16 protein-coding genes are annotated in these 21,364 nt (G+C 59.2%); 8 read left to right on the forward strand and 8 right to left on the reverse strand.

From position 1 onward, the window contains the following. Positions 1-15: 15 nt before the first annotated feature. From OIT41_RS13735 to OIT41_RS13750, 4 genes are read right to left on the reverse strand one after another with little or no spacing between them, the layout of a single operon-like run. Entirely contained in the window at positions 16-1,485 is a 1,470-nt protein-coding gene (locus OIT41_RS13735) for a sensor histidine kinase (RefSeq protein WP_078108392.1), read from the reverse strand. Between the two features lie 30 nt (positions 1,486-1,515). Next, complete coding sequence (locus OIT41_RS13740; RefSeq protein WP_241709220.1) at positions 1,516-6,369, reverse strand: NAD-glutamate dehydrogenase; 4,854 nt, start codon at positions 6,367-6,369, stop codon at positions 1,516-1,518. Between the two features lie 57 nt (positions 6,370-6,426). After that, positions 6,427-7,740 (reverse strand): AAA family ATPase, encoded by a 1,314-nt coding sequence (locus OIT41_RS13745; protein WP_264636616.1) that lies wholly within the window; start codon positions 7,738-7,740, stop codon positions 6,427-6,429. Next, on the reverse strand, positions 7,737-8,381 hold the full coding sequence (locus OIT41_RS13750; protein ID WP_241709275.1) for an SAF domain-containing protein: 645 nt from the start codon (positions 8,379-8,381) through the stop codon (positions 7,737-7,739). Before OIT41_RS13750 ends, OIT41_RS13745 begins: the two co-directional genes overlap by 4 nt. Before the next feature lie 151 nt (positions 8,382-8,532). On the opposite strand from OIT41_RS13750, the gene OIT41_RS13755 reads away from it, so the two are divergent. Then, the gene (locus OIT41_RS13755) at positions 8,533-8,748 is read left to right on the forward strand and encodes a helix-turn-helix domain-containing protein (protein WP_059387549.1); all 216 of its coding nucleotides are present in this window, start codon (positions 8,533-8,535) and stop codon (positions 8,746-8,748) included. 35 nt (positions 8,749-8,783) lie between these two features. On the opposite strand, the gene OIT41_RS13760 is transcribed toward OIT41_RS13755, so the two are convergent. Continuing rightward, entirely contained in the window at positions 8,784-9,329 is a 546-nt protein-coding gene (locus OIT41_RS13760; RefSeq protein WP_264636617.1) for a hypothetical protein, read from the reverse strand. A 35-nt stretch (positions 9,330-9,364) separates the two neighbouring features. On the opposite strand from OIT41_RS13760, the gene OIT41_RS13765 reads away from it, so the two are divergent. The 7 genes from OIT41_RS13765 to OIT41_RS13795 all read left to right on the forward strand — a co-directional run bounded on the left by OIT41_RS13765 (position 9,365) and on the right by OIT41_RS13795 (position 18,019). Next, positions 9,365-10,759, forward strand: a complete 1,395-nt coding sequence (locus tag OIT41_RS13765; RefSeq protein WP_264636618.1) for a recombinase family protein — start codon at positions 9,365-9,367, stop codon at positions 10,757-10,759. 171 nt (positions 10,760-10,930) lie between these two features. Then, a complete protein-coding gene (locus OIT41_RS13770) occupies positions 10,931-11,098 on the forward strand; it encodes a hypothetical protein (protein ID WP_264636619.1) in 168 nt (55 codons plus the stop codon). Between the two features lie 729 nt (positions 11,099-11,827). Beyond that, entirely contained in the window at positions 11,828-13,474 is a 1,647-nt protein-coding gene (locus tag OIT41_RS13775; RefSeq protein ID WP_264636620.1) for a DUF5906 domain-containing protein, read from the forward strand. A gap of 295 nt (positions 13,475-13,769) precedes the next feature. Further along, positions 13,770-14,036 carry a hypothetical protein gene (locus tag OIT41_RS13780; RefSeq protein ID WP_264636621.1) on the forward strand — a complete coding sequence of 89 codons (267 nt, stop codon included), beginning with the start codon at positions 13,770-13,772 and terminating at the stop codon, positions 14,034-14,036. A 1,073-nt stretch (positions 14,037-15,109) separates the two neighbouring features. Continuing rightward, positions 15,110-15,511, forward strand: coding sequence for a hypothetical protein (locus tag OIT41_RS13785; RefSeq protein WP_264636622.1), 402 nt, complete (start codon positions 15,110-15,112; stop codon positions 15,509-15,511). 566 nt (positions 15,512-16,077) lie between these two features. Continuing rightward, positions 16,078-17,007, forward strand: coding sequence for an ARPP-1 family domain-containing protein (locus tag OIT41_RS13790; protein ID WP_264636623.1), 930 nt, complete (start codon positions 16,078-16,080; stop codon positions 17,005-17,007). 283 nt (positions 17,008-17,290) lie between these two features. Next, a complete protein-coding gene (locus OIT41_RS13795; protein ID WP_264636624.1) occupies positions 17,291-18,019 on the forward strand; it encodes an Ltp family lipoprotein in 729 nt (242 codons plus the stop codon). Positions 18,020-18,178: 159 nt separating this feature from the next. On the opposite strand, the gene OIT41_RS13800 is transcribed toward OIT41_RS13795, so the two are convergent. From OIT41_RS13800 to OIT41_RS13810, 3 genes are all read right to left on the reverse strand, one after another. Beyond that, complete coding sequence (locus tag OIT41_RS13800; RefSeq protein WP_264636625.1) at positions 18,179-19,000, reverse strand: Ltp family lipoprotein; 822 nt, start codon at positions 18,998-19,000, stop codon at positions 18,179-18,181. A 430-nt stretch (positions 19,001-19,430) separates the two neighbouring features. Continuing rightward, positions 19,431-19,958, reverse strand: a complete 528-nt coding sequence (locus OIT41_RS13805; protein ID WP_264636626.1) for a recombinase family protein — start codon at positions 19,956-19,958, stop codon at positions 19,431-19,433. A gap of 774 nt (positions 19,959-20,732) precedes the next feature. Then, positions 20,733-21,347 carry a type ISP restriction/modification enzyme gene (locus OIT41_RS13810; RefSeq protein WP_264636627.1) on the reverse strand — a complete coding sequence of 205 codons (615 nt, stop codon included), beginning with the start codon at positions 21,345-21,347 and terminating at the stop codon, positions 20,733-20,735. Positions 21,348-21,364: the final 17 nt, after the last annotated feature.

The following is a 21,364-nucleotide window of genomic DNA, read 5'->3' on the forward strand; positions in this document are numbered from 1 at the left end:
GTTCAACGGCTGGGGTCAGCTTCGGACCAGATTCAGGACAATCTCGACGGCGGTGCCGCCGCCGTCGCGCGGCATCCACTGGATGCTGCCACCCAATTCGCTCGTGACAAGTGTCCGCACAATCTGAAGGCCAAGTCCTTCCGTGTACGAGCCCTCGGGTAGTCCGACGCCGTCATCGGCTATCGTCACGGTCAGGAGTTCGTCGCCGCGCTCCCCCGTTGAACGATCGGCCATCAGCCATACCGTTCCGGCCCGTCCTTCGAGGCCGTGCTCCACGGCATTTGTCACGAGCTCATTGATGACCAGCGCAAGCGGCGTCGCGAAGTCGCTCGGCAATTCGCCGAACAGGCCGGCCCGCTCGGTCCGGACGTGCTGCGAAGGGGACGCCACTTCCGCTGAAAGCCGGAACTGACGTCCGATGAGTTCGTCAAAATCAACGCTCTGCGTCAGCCCCTGCGAAAGCGTCTCGTGTACCAAGGCAATCGTCGCCACCCGCCGCATAGCCTGTTCCAGGCCTTGTTTCGCCTCATCGCTCACCATGCGTCGCGACTGCATGCGCAGCAAAGCAGCAACCGTCTGCAGGTTGTTCTTGACGCGGTGGTGGATTTCACGAATGGTTGCATCCTTGGTCACCAGCTCGAGCTCGCGGCGTCGCAGTTCGGAGACGTCGCGGCACAAAACCAAAGCACCGAAGCGATGCTTCTCGTCGCGCAACGGAATCGCGCGCAGCGACAAGCTGACTCCACGGGACTCGATTTCGCTCCGCCACGGCATCCGGCCGGTCACGACCAGCGGTAAGGTCTCGTCCACCATCCTCCGGTCCTTGAGAAGTCCTGCGGTGACTTCCGCGAGGGACCGCCCTTCCAAGGTTTCCACCTCGCCGAGGCGGCGGAATGCAGAGACGCCGTTCGGACTCGCGTACTGGACGATGCCGTCGGCGTCGAGCCTGATCAGGCCGTCACCGACGCGGGGAGCGCCGCGGCGCGAACCCGTCGGTGAAGCGAAGTCAGGCCACAGTCCCAGCGTGCCCATCCGAAGCAGATCGTACGCGCATTGCCTGTACGTGAGCTCAAGGCGCGAAGGCATCCGCGAACTGGATAGGTCCATGTGCGAGGTGACGACGGCGAGGGTCCGTCCGTTCCTGACCATCGGTACCGCTTCAACCCGCAGGGCCATCTCGCTGCTCCAGCTTGTTTCACTGGAGCGCTCGATGGAACGGCTGGACCAGGCCTTGTCGACTATCGGTTGCAGATCCGAGCGGATCCCTTCCCCGACAAAGTCCGCATGAAACACCGTGTGGCTCGTTGACGGCCTGACGTGCGCAAGCGCGATGTAGCCGAATTCCGGATGCGGAAACCACAGGGCCAAGTCCGCGAACGCCAGGTCGGCGACCATCTGCCAGTCGCCGACCAGGAGGTGCAGCCATTCAGCATCTCCAGGCCCGAAATCAGCGTGCTCCCTGATGGGGTCTGTAAAGATTGCCACTGCACCTCCATATAACGCGCGGGCTTGTCCCTAGCGTCGAACGATTGACCTCAAGAGCCTCAATGCTACCGACAGAGAAGCCATGTCGTCGGCCTCCAACGCGTTGACCTCGTCGAACATGCTCTTCGCACGCCCCAACTGCTCGGCGTTGAGATCCTCCCAAGCCTCCAACCGACCCTCGGCGTCGAGGCCGGCGTCGGTCGATTCGAGCACCGACAACGTCATGTCCGCCACAGTCGAATAAAGGTCGTCGCGCAGGGCTGCGCGGGCAAGCGCCTGCCAGCGGTCATCACGCGGGAGTGCCGTAATTCGCTCCAGCAATGAGTCCACGTGGAAGCGGTCGAACACTGTGTAGTAGACGTGGCTGACCTCTTCGACACGGGCCTCGCGGCTTTGCGTGATCTTGGCGATGTCCAGGAGCACGAAACTCTCGAACAGCTCGGCCCAGCGATGGGCCAGCGTGTCCGGGAGGCCCCAAGAGCGTGCCCTTTCAAGCCAACCGGTAACCCGCTCCTTGTCGCTCCCGCGCAAGTAGTCGAGCACCCTGGCCCGCATTGGATCCATCATCGGCTTGAATTCCGCGACGATCTCCGAGATCGGCTTCGAGGCGTTGCCCTGGCTGAGCAGCCAACGAACGGCCCGGTCCAGAAGCCTCCGGATGTCGAGGTGGACGGTGCTCCAGTGTTCCGTGGGGAACGAGGCAGGCAGGGCATTGAGCTCGCGAACCATCGAGTCGAGTTCGTAGATCTCACGGAGCGCCACGAACGCTTTCGCGACGGCCACCTCGGTAGCCGAGGTTTCCTCCATGGTGCGGAACGCGAAGGTGATGCCGCCGAGGTTGATCATGTCGTTGGCCACCACGGTTGCGATGATCTCGCGACGCAAGGGGTGGGTGTCCAGTTCGGCGTCGAACCTTTCGCGAAGCTGCTTCGGGAAGTACGAGCGAATCGTCTTGCGGAACCACGGGTCATCCGCCAGGTCGCTGTCGCGCAATGCCGAACCCAATTCGATCTTGGCGTACGCGGCGAGGACGGACAGTTCCGGGGACGTCAGCCCCTGGCCCTGCTCCAGCCGCTCACGAAGCGTGTCGGTGGTCGGCAGTGCTTCAAGATCCCGTTTGAGATCCGCGGACTTCTCGAGCCAGTCCATCAGACGCTCGTAGCTCGGGCTCCATTCGGCAACGCGAGTGCGGTCGTTGAGCAACAGGATGTTCTGGTCGATGTTGTCTTCGAGCACAAGCCGCCCGACCTCGTCGGTCATGTCGGCGAGGAACGATGTGCGCTCGGATGCATCCAGCTTCCCCGCGGCAACCATCCGGTCCACGAAGATCTTGATGTTGACCTCATGGTCGGAACAATCCACGCCGGCCGAATTGTCGATCGCGTCGGTGTTGAGGATGACGCCTTGCAGTGCGGCCTCGATGCGTCCGCGCTGCGTCATTCCGAGATTGCCACCTTCGCCGACAACCTTCACGCGAAGCTCGCGCCCGTTGACGCGGATGACGTCGTTTGCCTTGTCCCCCACCTCGGCGTGGGACTCGGTGCTGGCCTTGATGTAGGTTCCGATCCCCCCGTTGTACAGGAGATCGGCAGGGGCGAGGAGTATCGCACGCAGAAGTTCCGGAGGACTAAGCTGAACCGTTCCATCCGGCAGGCCGAGGGCCCTGCGGACCTCCGGCGAGATCGGGATGACCTTGGCCTGGCGGGGGTAGACCCCGCCACCTGCGCTGATGAGCGAGCGGTCGTAGTCGTCCCAGGAGGAGCGGGGCAGCTCGAAGAGACGGTGCCGTTCGTCGAAGGACGAAGCAGCATCCGGCGTCGGGTCCAGGAAGATGTGGCGGTGGTCGAAGGCGGCCAGCAGGCGGATGTGCTTGGAGAGCAGCATTCCGTTGCCGAAGACGTCGCCGGACATGTCGCCGACGCCGACCACGGTGAATTCCTCGGTCTGGGTGTCAAGGTCCAGCTCACTGAAGTGGCGCTTGACCGACTCCCATGCGCCACGGGCCGTGATGCCCATGGCCTTGTGGTCGTATCCGACGGATCCACCGGAAGCGAATGCGTCACCGAGCCAGAATCCATACTCGGCAGCCAGTCCGTTCGCGGTGTCCGAGAAGGTAGCAGTGCCCTTGTCAGCGGCAACCACCAGGTACGAATCGTCGTCATCCTGGCGGACAACGTCCGCCGGCGGCACAATTCTCTCGCCGTCGGCTGTAGTCACGAGGTTGTCGGTGAGGTCGAGCAGGCCGCGGATGAAAGTCTTGTAGCTTTCAATACCCTCGGCCATCCATGCGGCGCGGTCAAGTGCCGGATCCGGAAGTTGCTTCGCGAAGAATCCGCCCTTGGCACCGGTCGGCACAATCACAGCGTTCTTGACTGTCTGTGCCTTGACCAGCCCGAGGATCTCGGTCCGGAAGTCTTCACGGCGGTCCGACCACCGCAAACCGCCACGGGCCACCTTGCCGAAGCGCAAGTGCACGCCTTCAACGCGAGGCGAGTACACCCAGATCTCGTACTTTGGCCGCGGGAACGGCAAGCCGTCGATCGTGGTCGGATCGAGCTTGAAGCTGACGTACGACTTGCCTTGGAAGTAGTTCGTGCGCAGCGTCGACTCGATGAGGTTGACGAAAGTCCGCAGGACCCGGTCGGCGTCGAGCGTGGCCACCTGGTCAATTGCTTCGGCCAGTGCCGCGCGGGCGCCCTCCTGGCGGGCAGGACGCGCGGTGTCAGGCGAAGAAGGATCAAAGCGGGCCCCAAAGAGCTCGATCAGGCCGCGGGCAACCTCCGGGTTCGCAAGAAGGGTATCTGCAATGAACTCGAAGGAGTTGGTGTTCCCCATCTGGCGCATGTACTTCGCATAGGCGCGGAGCATGACAACCTGACGCCAGTGGATACCTTCCCGGAGGACGAGCCGGTCGAAACTGTCGGATTCCACGGAACCGGTCACCGCGGCGCTGAAGGAGTCTGCCAGGAGCTGGCCGGTTGCCACGGGATCGACACCGGCGGGGTATTTCAGGCCAAGGTCATAGAGGAAGAAGTCGCGGTGGTCCGCAGTCTCGATCTCGAACGGTCGCTCATCGAGAACCTCAAGGCCAAGATTGTGGAAGTAGGGCAGGATCTGGCTCAGGCTCTTGGGTTCCAGGAGGTAGAGCTTGACGCGGGCATCTTCTTCGAGGAGTTCGCCGGCACCGTTGGGCAGGTAGACATGCACTCCGGGGATCGCCTGGACAGCGACGGCGTCGCGATCGGTTGTGGCGGCATACTTCTCGAAGCGCTCAATGTCCTTGAGGGCGTCCTCGACTTCGTAGTCGACACGGTAGCCGGCCGGGAACGCATCCCCCCACAGGGCGGAAAGCCGCTCGGCATCCAAGCCACTGGTGTTCTCGCGGAGCACCTCTGCAATTCCCTCAGCCCACGACCGCGAAGCCCGGACAAGCCGCTTTTCGAGTTCACCGGCGTCGACGTCGCGGAGCTCAGCTTCGCGGGGCAGCCGGATACGGAAGAACACCCTCGCGAGTGCGGACTCCGTGATCCGGGCCTCGTAGTCGATGCTGTCGGCCTCGAAAGTCTCGCGGAGTTCCTGCTCGATTCGTTGCCGGACGTTGGTGGTGTAGCGGTCACGTGGCAGGTAGACGAGCGCCGACATGAACCGTCCATAGATGTCCGGGCGGAGGAAGAGCTTCGTGCGGCGGCGCTCCTGCAGACGCTGGATGCCCAAAGCCGTTGCGGCCAGGTCCTCGGTCTCGATCTGGAAGAGTTCGTCGCGGGGGTAGGTCTCGAGAATACCGACGAGGTCCTTGCCGGAATGCGAGTCCTGCGGGAACCCGGCCGAGCGGAGCACGGCGTCGACCTTTTCCCGGACGATGGGGATGTTCCTGACGGAACCGGTGTAGGCGCTCGTGGCGAAGAGGCCGATGAAGCGGCGCTCACCGTTGACGTTGCCTGCAACGTCGAAGCTCTTGACGCCGATGTAGTCCAGGTACGCGGGGCGGTGCACGGTGGACCGCGAGTTGGCTTTGGTGATGACCAAGGCACGCTTCTCGCGAGCCTTCCTGCGTCCGGCGTCGGTGAGGTGCTGGATCTGGTGGGGGTGGTCCCCCGCCCTCAAAAGTCCCAAGCCGCTCTCTTCGCGCAACTCAAGGACGTCTTCACCGTTCTCGGTGATGAGGTCGTATTCCCTGTAACCAAGGAAGGTGAAGTTGCCGTTGTCCAACCACCGCAGAAGATCCTGCGCCTGCCTGAGCTCCGCGATGTCTTCCGGGTGGGCTACCTTGTCGAGGGATGATGCCAGCTCGAGTGCCTTCGTGCGCATTTTGGGCCAGTCTTCGACGGCGGCGCGGACGTCTTTCAGGACGCGGAGGATCCCGTCCACGAGCTCCTTCTGGAAGTCGTCGGCCACTCTGTCGACCTCGACCGCGATCCATGACTCCATGTGGGAGACGTTGTCACCTTGCGAGATCAGATGGGCGATATTCGGCATCGCCGCGGTGTCACCGCTTGAGATGCCGATGTTCGACGGCACCCGCGCGATGTCGGACAGGTCGCCGGTGACGTGATCACGCGAAACCACGAAGAGCGGGTGCATGACCAGCCGGATAGCGCAGTTCTGGCGGACGAGTTCGGCGTTCACCGAGTCCACCAGGAACGGCATGTCATCAGTGACGATGTACAGAATGCTGCGATCACCCTCGTTGGCAATCTTGACGTTGGCGGTGCCCGGCTTGCGGCTCTGTCCCGCTTCCCGGTGGGCAGCCGCCCTGGAGGTCAATTGCTCGGCAGCGTATCCGCGGGCGTCCTCCTCTGCGAGATGCTCGTAGTAGTCTCCGAAGAACCCTTCCCGGACTACTGCAGGTTTAGAACGATCCTCCACGCTGGATCCTGACGACATCGACAAACGCCTCCATCACATCTCGATTGCTGCGTCCTTGCAGCCCACATGGCGAGCCTAACGCTTTAGACTTCGCCTTGCTCTGGAATAAATGACAGAGGATTTACGATTTTGCTGGACAGGTGCACAGACCATTTTTGCAATTGCGAGCCGCAAGGCAGACTCGGGTGCAGCTTCAAAGAGCACGGCGCCGGATAGCAGGGCGGAGTCGCACGCTCCAGGATCGGACGGAAGGAATACCTCGATGCTGTGGCCCGGGCCGTATCGCTCCCATGCTTCGCGGAGCTCCCGTTCGGGCGATCGGCCCGCGGATGCTGCCCGCACCTTGTTCAAGACCACCCGGGGAGCCGCGTGAGGGACTGCCCGTTCAAGTTCCGCGAGGCCACGCACGAGTCGCGGAACCCCGATGGCGTCGGCCGCGCCCACGGCGAAAACGGTGTCCGCCAGTTCTATGCTTCGCAGGGTGGCTGCGTTGCGCCGCGGGGCCATCGTGTCGAAGCTGAGTTCCTCGTCGGCTTCAAGGCAGAAACCCGCATCGACCACCACAATTTCCGCGATCTCCTTGGCGAGTTCAAGCACCGAGGAGAGCGCGGCGGCCCGGAGTTCGGTCCACCGATCAGAGCGCGTAATGCCCGTGAGGACCCGGAGGCTGGTTCCTTTGGCGAAGACAGGCGCGGCGATCCGCTTGAGCGATTCGGCATCCAACAATCCTTGATCCGCCAGCCGGCAAGCCTGCGCCAGTCCTGCAGATTCGTCGAGCAAGCCCAGCGACGCCGCGACACTTGCCCCGTAGCTGTCAGCATCGAGAAGGACCACCGACTTGCCTTCAGCCGCCAGCTCCGCAGCGATATTGACTGCCACGAGAGTCCTGCCGGGCGCCCCGGTTGGCCCCCAGACCGCGACGATCCGCCCAGCACCAGCCGGCAGGTGTTCCGGTTCTTCCGGAGCATCAGCGGGACGGAGTTCCGCGGCGGTGTCCGCATATCCGGAGTCCCGTGGTTCCGCGCGTCGCCTACCTTGTCCGGGCAGTTGGCCTACGGCGTCGGAGATCTTGGAAGCCAACGTTGCCGAGTCCACCTCCAACGACGCCGTCACGACGCCGATGCTGCGCAGGCGGCCCGCTTCCCCCGGGTCGTCGCTGAGTGCAACGATGGAGACTCCGACAGCCGCGAGCCGGTCGACCAGCGATGCCGTCAGCTCTCCCGCACCTTCGGCTATGACCGCTGCGCGCGCGAGGCCGCTTTGGCAAGCACCCAGAAGTTCCGCGAGTTCACCGCACCGGCGCACCACAGTCACCGGCCCGTGGAGCCGCTCGAGTCCCCCGACCAAGTCTTCCCGGGACTGCCCGACTGTGACAACGGGGATGCTCATTTGCCGGCACCGCCCGGGTTCCATACGACGGCAATCTTCGCTTTGTTTGCCTGCGCTCCAAGAAGTTTCGGCATGTGCTCATCGTTCACGAGGACCAGAACCACTTTCTCCTTGGACGCTCCAAGGGTGGATGCACCTTCCGTGACCTGGGCGATCTCCGCGCCGGGCAACAGCAATTGCGGCGTGCCGAAGCCGTTGCGCGCATCAGGCAGGGCTACCCAGACGTCAACGCGGGATCCGGCCACCGCCTGGGGAGGCAGTGATTCCTGGATCGTGATCGCCACCGGCTTGCGGTCAAGGGAGTCTGCGGCCCCCAGGCTTTCCTGCGGGACGAGTTGGTTCTTGGCAATTCTTTGGACGGCGACTCTTCCCTCGGGCAGGCCGTCCGCCAGGGTAACGTAGCTGGACTCAATGTCGTCGAGCCGGACGTTGACGATCGCAAGATCGTCCTTGCTGACTCTCTGACCCACTGCAATCGGCCCTCGCGCCGCATACACCTGTATGGTGCGGTCCGCGGTTCCAACGAGTGCGATGACTCCAGCCAGCGATGCCAAGACCAGGAGAATCCCCACCAAAAGCCTCGGATCCCTCCATGACGGTTTCCTGAGCCGAGCTCCAGCGGCCGCCGTAGTTACACCCATCTTGCTCCCCCATTTGCGTAGTTTGTCGGCGTCGACCTCCACTGGCCTATATTCTGACCGCATTTTGCTCGCATCCGAAAGCCACATGGCTCAAATTACGTCAACTGTGGATAACCCCGGCAAGTGGGTGGAACAGTGGCAAAATGGATGCATGCCCCGATTCCTCACTCTGGCTGATGTCGCCGAACAGCTTCAGATCAACTCCCCGCAGGCATACGCCTTGGTGCGAAGCGGAGAACTCAAGGCCATCCAAGTCGGTGGCAGGGGCCAGTGGCGCGTCGAAGAGAAGATGCTGGAGCAGTACATCGAGGAACGCTATGCCGAGGCCAGCAGGATCATCCAAGAGGCCAAGTCAAAGTCGTCCTGATCACTGCCCAGGTCGCGGCGGGAAGCCTGCCCCCACTAGGTGTCCCGGCCCCGCAATGAACGCAGCGCGGCGAGTGACTGGAACGGAACCGTCGCCACCGACACAACATTGCCGGCCCGGCGGACTTCGCCCGGCAACATCATGGCGAGGTCAAAGTGGTCCTTGCCCACGCGATCGATGACGCCGCGCATTGTCCGCTCCTCCCGCACCGGCTCAAGCAAATGAACAGCCAGTTCCGCCCTGTCGCGGGCCAGCATTCGGAGCGCGCTGGCCAGGCCTAGCCGCTGCGACACCTTCGACTGTCCCGGCAGGACGTGCCGGCCCAGGCCCTGATATGTCAGGGCGGCCGTTACAGGCACCAACCACTGGTGGCGACCTTCGTCCAGGACCAAGGTTTCCCTGCCGACATGGCTAAGCGTCCCGGACACCTGTGTCCCGGACCGGAGCTTCACCTCAATCTTCCGGCCGATGGCTCCACGCAGCCTGTCGAACACCTCGATGCCGGCGATCTCCACCCGCGCCCGCTCTGAAATTTCGGATTCAAGTCCCAGTAATCGCTCGGAGGCCAGTTGCGCCTCCATGTCTTCCAATATCGCCCCTTAGATACACTTGTTCTATGAAGGCGAAGACCAATGCAGTCATCTACACGCGACAATCAGTACACCGTGAGGAGTCCATCTCCCACGAGCTACAGATACAGGCGTGCACTGCCTACGCCAAATCGAAGGACTACGAGATCCTGAGGGTAGAGACGGACCCCGGCATTTCCGGCCTGAATCTGACGAAGCGCAAGGCGCTGGCTCGCTCACTAGCGTCCATAAAAAAGGGAGATGCAGAGGTCTTGATTGTTTGGCGCTGGTCACGCCTCAGCCGCGCCCGTCAACACCAAGCACTCCTGCTCTCCGAGGTAGAAGAATCCGGAGGGCGCGTTGAAAGCGCCCTAGAGCCGATGGACACCTCGGCAGCCGGAAAGTTTGGCCGTGACGTACTCCTAGCCATGGCCGCATTTGAGTCTGAGCAAAAGTCCGAGACGTGGAGACAAGCGCACGAGCGCCGCGCAGAGAACAAGCTCCCTCCGCTGGGTCACGCCAAGTTCGGCTACATGAAGACCGAGGAGGGCTACGTTCCGGACCCCGTAACAGCATCCCTCGTTAAAGAGGGATATCGGATGTACTCATCCAACATCGGATTCAAAAAGATTGCGGCCTTCTGGACGGAGTCCGGGACGAAGACGATGAGAGGCAATCATTGGGACAAAGACATGGTCCGCAAAACCATGGATAACGCTTTTTACGTCGGCAAGTTTGCATATAAGGGTGAGCTCAAGGACGGGAAGCATGAGTCGCTGCTGTCCATCGGCGAGTGGGCCACGTATCAGGCCAAGCGCAAGGAACGGGCAAAGCTGGCACCACGGACCAAGGCGAGCGAATGGGCTTTTGCAGGCTACGTACACTGCTCCCGATGCGGCGGCGCCATGGTCAAGAATGTTTCCGGGAAGAATGTGTATCTTCACTGCTCCCGGCGTCGGAAAGGCAACGGGTGCGAAGGCGTGACCGGCATCATGAGTCAGGTCAACCTCAGCATCTGGTCATGGTTCGGCTCCCACCGCGAAGAGTGGGCCGCTTCGATGCCCTCCGATGATGAGGCGATCATCGCCGCTGACTTGGCAGTGGTCAACGCCCAGGCCGCGAAGGACGCCGCACAGGACAGGATCGAAGGCCTCATCACCCGCGCGGTCCGCTTTGATCTTCCCGACAGCGAGATTTCCGGTCCGCTGGCGGAGTTCCGGAAAGAGCTGACAGAAGCTACCGAACAGCTTGAGACCGCTTTTGCCATACAGGCGAGCTACGTTCCCACGAGGGATGTTTGGGAGACCATCACCAGAGGGACACAGGACATGAGCGTAGAGGAGTGGCGCGGTGCTGTCGGAAAAGTGCTTGCCGGTGTCTTGGTGCTGCCTAACCGGAAGGTTTTGGTGGTCCCACGCGGAGAGAGTGCCAAAGTCTGGTGATCCAGCAGTAAAAAGAAGTCCCCGCCGGCCCAGCGTTGGCGGGATCTCTAATCCAGAGTGGTTGACAAGTGTAAATAATAAGAGGATAATGCCACGCCACCAAAATCTCATGATAGAATTGACGTAGCTTATACCTCTATCATCCATCGATGTCAACCACGAAAGGTCGCCATGAACGGACCACAATCACCACTGCACCGCGCAAGGAAGCAGCTCAGCTTCGCAAGGACCATTCTCAAGCAGCACGAGGACAAGCACATCGGGGATGTAATCAGGCGCCGGGCCCACATCGCAACACTGGAGCTACTCATCGCCCGGCTCGAAGCGGACCAGCGTTGAATTCGCTGACCTAAGTAGACTCCTTCGGCACATATGGACCACGCCTTAGGGCGCCCGCGCGGTTCCAGCCGCTCCGCTCTTGAACGCGCCTGTCAGTTCTCACCAAGCGCCGCAACCACCGCGAAGTCCTCGCCTACAAGCACAAGAAGGAGCGCAGATCGGTGCTCCTCTCAATCATGGAGGCCGAAGCCCTCGTCGCCCGTCTTGAGGTCGACTTGAACTTCTCCGGCAGCAGGTGACAGAGGCATTGAGGGCAGTTCCGCGAAACAGCCCGCGTTGGAGATCTAGCGCGAGAACAGCAAGCAGGAAGACATGCCGACCCAACCGGTGCACTCCTAGACCGAGTGCTCAGGTCCGGCACCACGGGACCAAGCGAAGCGGACAAGCGCTATGAGAAATGCATCAAGGGAAGGTGCTGAGAAGTACCGTATCCAGCACGCGGAAGACCACCGCAGGGACAGCGAGACCAAGATCAACCGCATGATTGCCGACCTTTGCGAGAAAGCCCGTAAATAGAAAAGACCCCTACCAGCGAAACTGGTAGAGGTCTTGAAAACAAGTAAGAGTTAGTCAGACTCTGAAGCAGTAAATGTGACGCGAACCTTTCTAAGTATATCACAATTTCCGGTATATGCGGTGAGGTTCAGGGTCAAGGAAAATACAGATTCAACAAGGATAAACGACAAGAGAAACGAGATCAAATGAACTCATTAAACCAGAAAGTACGACATGAACTATCTCCCGGAAACAAACTATCTTATGGAAACTTTCGACATTTCCAGCGATAGCTGGATGCACAAGATTGCCGATCAAAAGCTCAGCCAAACGACGATCGACCTCAACAAGCTGAAACAGGCTGTCCCGAAGGATGCGACAGACGCCGCAGACTTCATAGCAGATCAAATCCCTTCGTGCCTCAGCTTCAACGCTGAATCAGGAAAATGGTACGTATGGAACGGCAAGGTGCACACCCCGCTTACCGTCAACACCGTTCCGATGCAGCTTATCGACATTCTTGGATACGCTTTCAAGAATCTCGATGCCTTGCTGGATGAATACATCAGGACCGGTGTTGCGAGCATCAAGGCTGCTAACAAAACCGATGGTGAGACGGCCAAGGACATTGCCAACTTCACGGCACCCATCACGATGGTCCGCAAAGAATGGCAGAGCGTCGCACTTTCACTGAACTCCAACAAAGGCGTCAAAGATGTCCTGGACAAACTCAGCCGCCGTGTATCCAAGAGCAACGCACACTTCGAGGATGACCGTCAGTGGCTTGTGGTACGCAACGGAGTCATTGACATTCCTAGGTATCGCGCCACCGGAGCTGTAAAGCTTCTTGCTCACTGCGCTTCCCGTCCGGTGTACCGCTACTTCGATGCCGACTACTACCCCGCAGCAGCAGCCGAGACGTGGAGGCGTTTCCTTACCTCCAGCATCATCGACTCAGACACCGTGAGACTGCTCCAAAAGGCGGTGGGAGCCGCTTTCGGCGCAGAAGAGAAGCCGCGTGCGCTCTTCAACCTGCTAGGCGCTCCAGCGTCCGGCAAGAGCGTCTTCCTCTCCGTCTTCAACAGGCTTGGTCAGGCCTACTCCGTCATGCCTAACAACCAGGCAATTCAGCTAAACAATGGGGATACAAACTTCTATCAGGACGCTCTCAGAGGCGCTAGGTTCGTTGGCTTCAGCGAAGTTCAGGGCAAGAAGCCGCTTGACGACGGATTCCTAAAAGGCGTCCTTGGTGGGGATCAGCAAGAGACACGGCAGATGAGGCAGACACCGAACGTTTGGAAGCCTCAATGCGTCTTGTTCATTGCCTCCAACATGCCGCTGAAGTTCGACACACGCGACGAAGCAACCTTCATCAAGATACTTCCAGTTCCGTTCCCGCACTCATTCACCGAGACCGACCCCGAACACCAGATGGACCGCGAGCTTGAAGCAAAGGTGTTGGAAGAGCGTTCCGGCATCCTGTCATGGGTACTGGAAGGAATGGGGATGTTCTGGACTGAAGGGCTGGCGCCAACGGCAGCGGTGATGGCAGCAATGGACAATAACAAGACAGCCAACAGCCACTCCTTGCAGTTCATGGAGGCCCTCATTGAGTCAGGACTGATCGAAGAGGACAACATGGCTCCCGTCTCCGGGTGCCTTGCCATTGGTACGGCATACGAAATGTTCCGCTACTGGGCCGAGGCTCAGGGCATCAAGAGCATTCCCGGCAAGCAAACATTCATTTCCGATGTTGCGGACTTCTACCACGGAAAGAAGCGCTCCGGCTCTTGGATGTTCGTTGGACTTAAGCACAGTCCAAAACTGCAAGTAGATGTCCACAACGGCATCTCGTTTTCACACATAGCCCGGAACCTGTGAGCTGAAACGTCCAATTGGACAATTCTTGGACATGCTTTGGCATTCGACTTAGGGCTCGCTTCCCTTTGTGTATAAGGTTTTGGACTTTTGGACTTTTAAATTGGAGTTAGTAGTAGTAACTAGAGAATATGGGAAGAAACACCACTATTTATCTATGGCTCCGTAGTGAACCCCAGTTACCTGCTATAAATGTCCAAAAGTCCAAAACCCCTAGAATTCGAGGATTTACAAAATCGGCATCAAACACCAAACGACGTAGCGACGCTCCTATCACAACGAACCGCAGGAGCGGAAAATGTACAAATTCACGGAACTCCCCAAATCCGAGTGGCTGCCACAATACAGCCACGACGGCAAGACTGAGCCGTGGTCCTGGATCACTGGATACTCAGATGACGAGCTGCGCATCCCGATGTTCAAGATGGCGCAGTGGTATCAGGAAAAGATGAACAACATTACGGACTCACCCTACCGAGGCCCAAGCTACACGGCGGAGGAGCTGGATGAGCGATGCAACGCGGCGGCGCGGGCCAATCGATACCTTCGCCAAACGGACTTCTAAGATAGTTCCGTCGGAAGGGCGGCCCCAGACCGTGACTGAGAAAGCCGACCCCACCGCCAAAGGGCCGCAATTGGACCTATTCTGGGAACCATCAGATTCTCCCGACGAATGGTTCCAGGCGTCCTAGCTCCATGTGTGTCTGGCTAGTACCAAGAGTCCAAGTACCAGGGGCGCGGCAGCGAAACAGGCGCGCCTCCGCCGGGATACGGTCGGTTCCCTCAGAATGAATGATGCCAAGCTCGGCCATCATTTGGGCGGACACCGTCGAGGTCATCGGGACCCTTTACGGAACCCCAGGGACTTCACAAAGGTAACTGGCCTTCGACGCCATGGAATTGGGCCGCCTATCTCCTCTAGGTCTCCATTAGAGTACCGTCGCCACCTGACGCCGGCAGCGTCTGTGAAGTCGGCATGAGCCCCATACTCAGCATCTGCCTTAAACTGGAAGCTGAACTTATCGTGAACCGCCGGTACCACTGTTCGCATTTCTTGCAGCTTAATCGCATTGCCGTAACCAGTGGCCTTTAGGATGACCCTGTATACGGGTAGCCCGCTGTCGTTACGAAACTCCACTTCCATATGCTGTTGTATACCAGCAATGAGGGGGACCGCACTTATCTTGACCGTGACGCCGGAAGCCTGATGACGATGCTGGTCGTTGATCTGCCTGCGCAGGGTGATCGAACCAACCAGGAGCGCACCCACCGTGCCAACAGCCCCACCCAGTGTTGACCAAGCCCCCAGCCATTCGGCGGCGTTAGGATCTGACATGCTTCGAGCCTAGACCACGCGTTTTCGGCTCTCCGAAGGGCTCGCAGTACTCGGATACTTTCGAGCAGTTTGATCTGGAAGAACTTGCGCTCAGCGTTGCCGGTTGCAGCGCGCTGACGGAGTCGATGAAGCGGAGCTTCAAGGCATGTACCGCCATTGCCGATTTCATGGTCAACCGGTTCAACCCCGACCACGGCTGAGTCATTGACCGCAGGCACCTCAAAGTCGACGGCAGCCGGGGCTCCAAGGAGCCTTACTGGGGCTGGATCGAAAAGCAGACCAAAGCCCTGCTGGGTGATGACGTGACCTGGTACGACGAGGCCGTCATGACAGAGGTTGTCCATTGCAAATCAAACAAGGAGCATGGCGTGCCGGAGGCATCGGCGCATTGCGCCAGCCTCCACTTGGACAGGATTCTTTCAGCAGCCCCTGCGGGCCTCTTGGTTGTCGTCGGGAAGCCGGCAGCATTGGCGTTCCGGGCCGCTTATCCGGAAGCGCTGGCCACCAAAGACAACTTTGCCGTCGAGAGCGAGAACGGCTACCCCGATCCGGAGCACAACATCTTTCCGATGGTCATCGGTGGGAAAAAGCGCCTCGTGTGCTTCCTCTGGCATCGGGGCTCTTGGGGGAAAATCACCGATCTAAAACGCCTGTATCCTCAAGATTTTCATCGCCTCCAGGAAGCCGCCGGCCAGCGCGTGTAGCCTTCCGTGCTTCCGGAGCTGATCCATCCAGATTATTGCGTAGCCCTTAGCTGCCACTCCGCTACAGGAGTCGGCGAAGAGACAAATCAATACTCGATCCTCACCCAGTCGCTCCCAATCACCGGACACACGGAGGGTCTTCCGCCTGAATCTCCATAGGTTGAATCTCCGAAGGTCCAATCTTCAGGATACCCAGGATTCACCTGCCATGGAGTCGTGTGAAACGTCGGGGACCACCTGCGAATCGATGATTCACGCCTCCCCCCAGTCGGGCCCTTCCGCCCTCATTCACCGTCTCGGCCTTGAAGCTCGGCCCGCAGGAGGTGCAGGAACTCCGGCGGAAGGCCCCGCGATTTTTGCAAAACTTGCAACGGCGAACATAAAACATTTCAGAGAATGCCAATAAATTAAATGCATTTCAATAAGACGAATTGCATTATTTGGTGATATAAATGTTTAGGTGCAAATTAGATTCACTTAATCATCTTTTGATAAAGGAATTATGAAATTTGCATCGCTTAACATTTTGCAATTTTTACAACATCGCTTCCCGCGAAAGGCAGCACATGACAATACCTCAGCTCCACATCGGCGCCGGCACGCAGCTCGGCTCCCTAACCCTCTTCCCCGTTTGGACCAATGCGAGCGGTCAGCTCGGCATCAGCACCGGAACCGGCAGCCATCTGGAGGTAACGGAACTCGCTTCGGGCCCGCAGGTGGGCAAGCTTAGCATCAGCAATCACGGCATTACGCCGGCGCTGTTGCTGGAAGGCGAGCTCCTGGAAGGGGGGCACCAACACCGGATCTGCGCGCGGGACGTCATCCTAGGCGCCGGAGAAAGCCGTGAGGTCGAAACTTTCTGCGTCGAAAGGGGGCGATGGGGCAGCGGCAACACGTCCCACAACCGCGCCGCCCGGCGTGCTCCACTTAGTGTGAGAGCAGAGCTCCACAGTCCACAGTCTGGTAACCGCCAGGGGCGCATATGGGAGCGCGTCTCTCGCCATCAAGGCGTCAACGCTTCATCCCCCACCGGCTCCCTGGTGGACCTCCTGAACGCCAGCAACAGCGTCCCCACATCACGACGGTACGAACTACCGCGCCCGTTGGAGGGTCAGCGTGGAGCCGCCTTCGGCATTGGCGGGGAAGTTCTGATGATTGAGATATTCGGGACGCATTCACTTTTTCTCCGCCACTATCGCCAGGTGAGCCAAGCGATTGCCATGGACTTGCAGCTGCTAACCGCACTTCCAGAGGTAGCCACTCCTGGCCAGCATGTACGCCGACTGGCAACCGAACTGACCGCAATGAATATCGCACCTTTCGGTCACGACATCTTCACGATCCGTGACCACGGTGGCCTCGCGAGCGAACCTGTCGCCCTTCAAAACGAACACCGAGCATTCGGCGGGATAAGGGTCGCACGCCCAAAACGCGCGCCACAGTTTGCTCACCTGTCAGTGTGGAACACAGAGCATCCGGTTATGTCTTCCGTCTGACTTTAGTCCCGGATCTCGCCACCGTGAAGCCTCAGAATCGTGCAGATTCGGGGCCTCCGAAGGGAACCGATAGATCAACGGCATTTCCTTCGAAAGTTAGCCCCCTTCCGACACGAAACTCTCTGACCCGAAATATTTGCCGGGCGCCAAAACGGGCACTATTGTCAAGACTTAGTTGGGGGATCGTGTCATACGAAATGAACTTGGGGTGCAGCCCAGGAGTCTTTTTCTCAGGGACAAGACCTCTGCTCGCATTCAAGAAGCAATCTAGACAGGATCAGCAATGACGGAAAACAACACTCAAATTGACAAGAAGAGTGTCAAGAGTAATGCCAAGGCCCAAGCCGCAGCGGACAAGGCTTACCGAAAGGCTTCGCGTCCTTGGTTCAAAAAGAAAAGATTCATTTTTCCCCTGATCCTTGTGGTCATCATCATCATCAGCTCGGTTGCTGCTAACTCCGGTAAGAAGGACACCGCAGCGACGAGCGCTGGGGCCACCTCGGCGGCGAGTACACAAGCCGCTGGCCCCGCTGCACCAAGCGGGACCGCTGCCCAGCTTCAGGCCTTGGCCGCAGCAAAGGGCTACCTCGATTCAGGAATCGGCTTCTCGCAGGCTTCGCTTACCAAGCAGCTCACCGCAAGTGCAGGCAACGGATTCGCGCAGGCCGACGCCCAGTGGGCCGTCGATCACTCCGGTGCAGACTGGAATGGGCAGGCCCTCAAAGCGGCGAAAGGCTATCTCGACTCAGGCATGGGCTTCTCCCAGGCTTCGCTTACCAAGCAGCTCACCGCAAGCGCTGGCAACCAATTCACGGCGCCGCAGGCTGAGTCCGCCGTCGCTAACTCTGGTGCGGACTGGAATGCGGAGGCCGTGAAGGCAGCGAAGGGCTACATGTCCTCAGGCATGGGTTTCTCACGCCAAAGCCTGATCGCCCAGCTAACCAGCGCTGCCGGCAACCAGTTCACCGATACGCAGGCCGGGTACGCCGCCGACCAGGTAGGGCTGAAGTAATCGCCCGTCTTCTCGTCGATCCGCAAATACTGGGGCATTGCCGGCAAGGCGACATCTGCTTGGACAACAAGCAGCGCAACACGCTCTAAACAACTTGGCCGAATGAGAAAGCCCGCAGCCGACGCTGCGGGCTTCCTCGTTCTCAGCTATGGTTTCGGACTAGAGACCCGTCTGACTCACTCCGTATTCGGCCTGCTCCGGGGTGTAGCCCTCGTAGAGCAGCTGGTCGACCAGCCCGCTGCGAGAGAAGGAGGTATATTTCAGGTAATCCTTGGCCTTTTGGGCTGCCTCCACGTTCCAGTCGACTGTCACACGGTCCACGGCCCAAGTCGCGTCCTCGGTCGAATACTTCTCGTACTCCAGTTGGTTGATCAGACCGGTCCGCGAGAAGGCGGAGTAATTGAGGTATTGAGCAGCTTTCCGCAGAGCGTTCTGCTGACTGACCGTCCCAGCCGCAGCTGCGTCAGCAGCGGCCTTATCTGCGGCAGCCTTGGCAGCCGCAGCTGCGTCAGCAGCGGCCTTATCTGCCGCAGCCTTGGCAGCCGCAGCTGCGTCAGCAGCCGCCTTGCCTGCCGCAGCTTTGTCAGCCGCAGCCTTGTCAGCGGCGGCTTTATCATCAGCCTTTCGAGCGTCGGCAAACTCGGCTTCGGTCATGTTCACCGTTGCCTCCACGTCGCCCGAATCTGACAGCTGCCCCGCTGAAGGCTTGAGGGAAACGACCGTTACAGTATGGTTCGGAATGCCTGTGACCCATTTCTTTCCGTCTTTACCGATAACGACGACGTTGAATCCGTTGGTCACCAACGCGGTGAATGCGACATCCCAAGGTTTTCCGGCTACGTCGGGGACAGGATTTGCGGTTTTGCTTGGCGAAGGCGTGGATTTTTCCGTCGAAGATGCCGTTTGTTGGACTCCTCCCCCGCAAGCCGAGAGACCGCACAGAAGGGTTATTGCCAAGACGGCAGAGAGGTAGCGCTTCATGTTCCCCGATTTCATTGTTCTGCGGTGCGGTGATGACTCCCCGCGATGGTTGGCGGATTCCCTAACTATAAGGGCTAAGCCTTGCACTACCGATCTGTCTGGGCCGGCGATCTATATCTGTTTCAGCAGCCTTCCAGGCCTTGGGCATGGTTGATTGCCGGCCTCGCTGCGTTTCGGTGTTCCGCTGTTCGTCCTGGTTGCCGTGACCATTCCCGTCGTGGTGAAACTGAAAGCAATCTTGCAAGGAAACGGCAAAGATCCGACTCTTCTGATGGGACTCAAATACCGTCCAGGAGCCCTTTCGGATCACTTACGCTTGATACACGGCTCTGCCGGCGGCTGAGTCGGGCGATGTTATTCCCAGCACCGGCTCGTTCAAACACGCGCGACTGACCGCCAACCTCAACGCAGCCCACTGTTGTCCCCACACTCACACCTGCACGTATCGATAGACCGTCGCCCTGCTTAGGCCAAGTACCTGGGCTATCTCATTCGCGCTGTGGCCGTCGGAGAACATCGTTCTGCAAAGGGTCATCTTGGCGTCCGTTGCTTTGCGGGGCCGGCCTCCGAGGCGCCCTCGCTCCTTCGCAGAGGCCAATCCCGCCTTGGTTCGCTCAACTATTTGGTCCCGCTCAAGCTCGGCCAGTGCTCCCATGATCGTGATCATCGCTTTACCCATGGCGCCGCTCGTACTGATGCCGTCGGTCACCGAACGGAATGTAACGCCCGCCGCCTTGAACTCGTCGACCAGGTCCAATAGGTTTCTCGTGCTACGGGCGATGCGATCCAACTTCCAGACAATAACTTCGTCGCCCTCCCGCACGTGATCGAGCAACTTACCGAGCCCCGGCCTATCCGCCTTTGAGCCACTCACGCCCTGGTCTTGAAAGATCTTCACGGCGCCAGCACTATTCAATGCATCAAGCTGAAGTTGAAGATTCTGTTCCTGCGTGCTCACCCTTGCGTAACCAATGACCGCCACGATTTATCTCACATTCTCGTCTCAAAAAGCATTAACTATAAAGAGCTTAAGAGACGAGTTGTGAGATTGTCAAATAGTCTGCAAATGGCGAATAATTTCCACCGAATGAAGTAGGCCAGAGTTCTCAACAAACCATCATTTATGCGACAGTGGTCAACGCCCCATTTTCTAAGTGACGAATGCATAAATCAAGGTATTCTGAGATTCAATCGATTCGAATGCAACCCCAGCGCCGATCGACGTGCTCCGTCCGGACGCTCAGGGATCAAGTCTGATTTTTGCGTCTAAGGCCATCCATCGCTTTAGACACGCGCTCCCCCAGATCGAGCTCTCCGTATTCGTCGCCCAGGCGGTTCCACAGGACTCGGGCGGCGTCCTTTGACGGGTCAATTTTTCGACTTCGTCAATTGGGGTGGACCCACATCCAAGTCAACAGAGGTCTGTCACCAGTTACGTCAATCTCCGCAGCTCCACACACGAGTGAATAGGTCCGCAGAACCCCTTTGACCGTCACCAGCCAAACCTTTCCGCTGTCACCAAAGATAGGCGGGTTGGAGGCATAACCCATCTCGCGAGCGAACTGCCTAGCGGCCCCCGTCACCGCGTCCCACTCCATCTCAGTGGCTTCAAAGACTCTGTCGGGTCTACCTGAGACCGGAAACATCTGAATGGTGACGAAGGGATCGTCAACATCGGCCTCCTTCTGGAGTGCGGTACGTTGAAAGCCGCGAGTATCTTCTCCCCTTCTTATCATTCGACGATTTCCAAGGCAGGCAAGCTCGCCACAATCCTGTTGGTTTCGACCAAGACCGTCACCACCCGTCTGATCAGGTCGAGAATGTAGCGAGGGTCACCGACTTCGCGGCAATAGTCATTGGGATCGTTCATGATCTGCGAGTCCTTATGGTTGGTGACCTGACAGCGGTCGATGATCCATTCGAGCGCAGACTTGCCGTTGGCATGATAGTCGTAAGCACCGTCCGGACTGCCGGCTAGGGTGATGTGCTGGTTAAATATGATGCGCGAGCGGTCCTTGCGGGCACCGAAAGACATCTTGTTGACCCGGTGGAAATCGTATTCGTCGCCGGTCGGCGCCACCTTGACGATCTCCTCCAAAGCGTAAGGCTCGACTCTCTCGTAGTTGAGGTGCAGACCAGCGAGTTGGCGGCCTCCTGTGCTGAAGCCCCAGAAGTCCTTGACCTTGGTGACGCGAGGCAGCATCTTCACGAGGTCGGCCTTGTACTGCTCCTTGTAGGCGGGACTGTGCAGCAGACCGTATACGTAGTAGAAGATGTCTTCCTTGCTTATGGCAGTATCTGGCTCTTCGTGGTTGGTGGGGAAATGAGTTCGTGTCGTTGAAGACAAGGGGGCCCGTGGCCCTG

The sequence above is a fragment of the Arthrobacter sp. YA7-1 genome, from assembly GCF_025960325.1.
Lineage (GTDB): Bacteria > Actinomycetota > Actinomycetes > Actinomycetales > Micrococcaceae > Arthrobacter > Arthrobacter bambusae_A.

Coding starts and splice junctions, on each gene's coding strand:
- OIT41_RS13795 (WP_264636624.1), top strand. CDS start 17,291: ATGACGGAAAACAACACTCAAATTGACAAGAAGAGTGTCAAGAGTAAT.
- OIT41_RS13765 (WP_264636618.1), top strand. CDS start 9,365: ATGAAGGCGAAGACCAATGCAGTCATCTACACGCGACAATCAGTACAC.
- OIT41_RS13790 (WP_264636623.1), top strand. CDS start 16,078: ATGACAATACCTCAGCTCCACATCGGCGCCGGCACGCAGCTCGGCTCC.
- OIT41_RS13745 (WP_264636616.1), bottom strand. CDS start 7,740: ATGAGCATCCCCGTTGTCACAGTCGGGCAGTCCCGGGAAGACTTGGTC.
- OIT41_RS13775 (WP_264636620.1), top strand. CDS start 11,828: ATGAACTATCTCCCGGAAACAAACTATCTTATGGAAACTTTCGACATT.
- OIT41_RS13755 (WP_059387549.1), top strand. CDS start 8,533: ATGCCCCGATTCCTCACTCTGGCTGATGTCGCCGAACAGCTTCAGATC.
- OIT41_RS13780 (WP_264636621.1), top strand. CDS start 13,770: ATGTACAAATTCACGGAACTCCCCAAATCCGAGTGGCTGCCACAATAC.
- OIT41_RS13760 (WP_264636617.1), bottom strand. CDS start 9,329: ATGGAGGCGCAACTGGCCTCCGAGCGATTACTGGGACTTGAATCCGAA.
- OIT41_RS13740 (WP_241709220.1), bottom strand. CDS start 6,369: ATGTCGTCAGGATCCAGCGTGGAGGATCGTTCTAAACCTGCAGTAGTC.
- OIT41_RS13770 (WP_264636619.1), top strand. CDS start 10,931: ATGAACGGACCACAATCACCACTGCACCGCGCAAGGAAGCAGCTCAGC.
- OIT41_RS13800 (WP_264636625.1), bottom strand. CDS start 19,000: ATGAAGCGCTACCTCTCTGCCGTCTTGGCAATAACCCTTCTGTGCGGT.
- OIT41_RS13750 (WP_241709275.1), bottom strand. CDS start 8,381: ATGGGTGTAACTACGGCGGCCGCTGGAGCTCGGCTCAGGAAACCGTCA.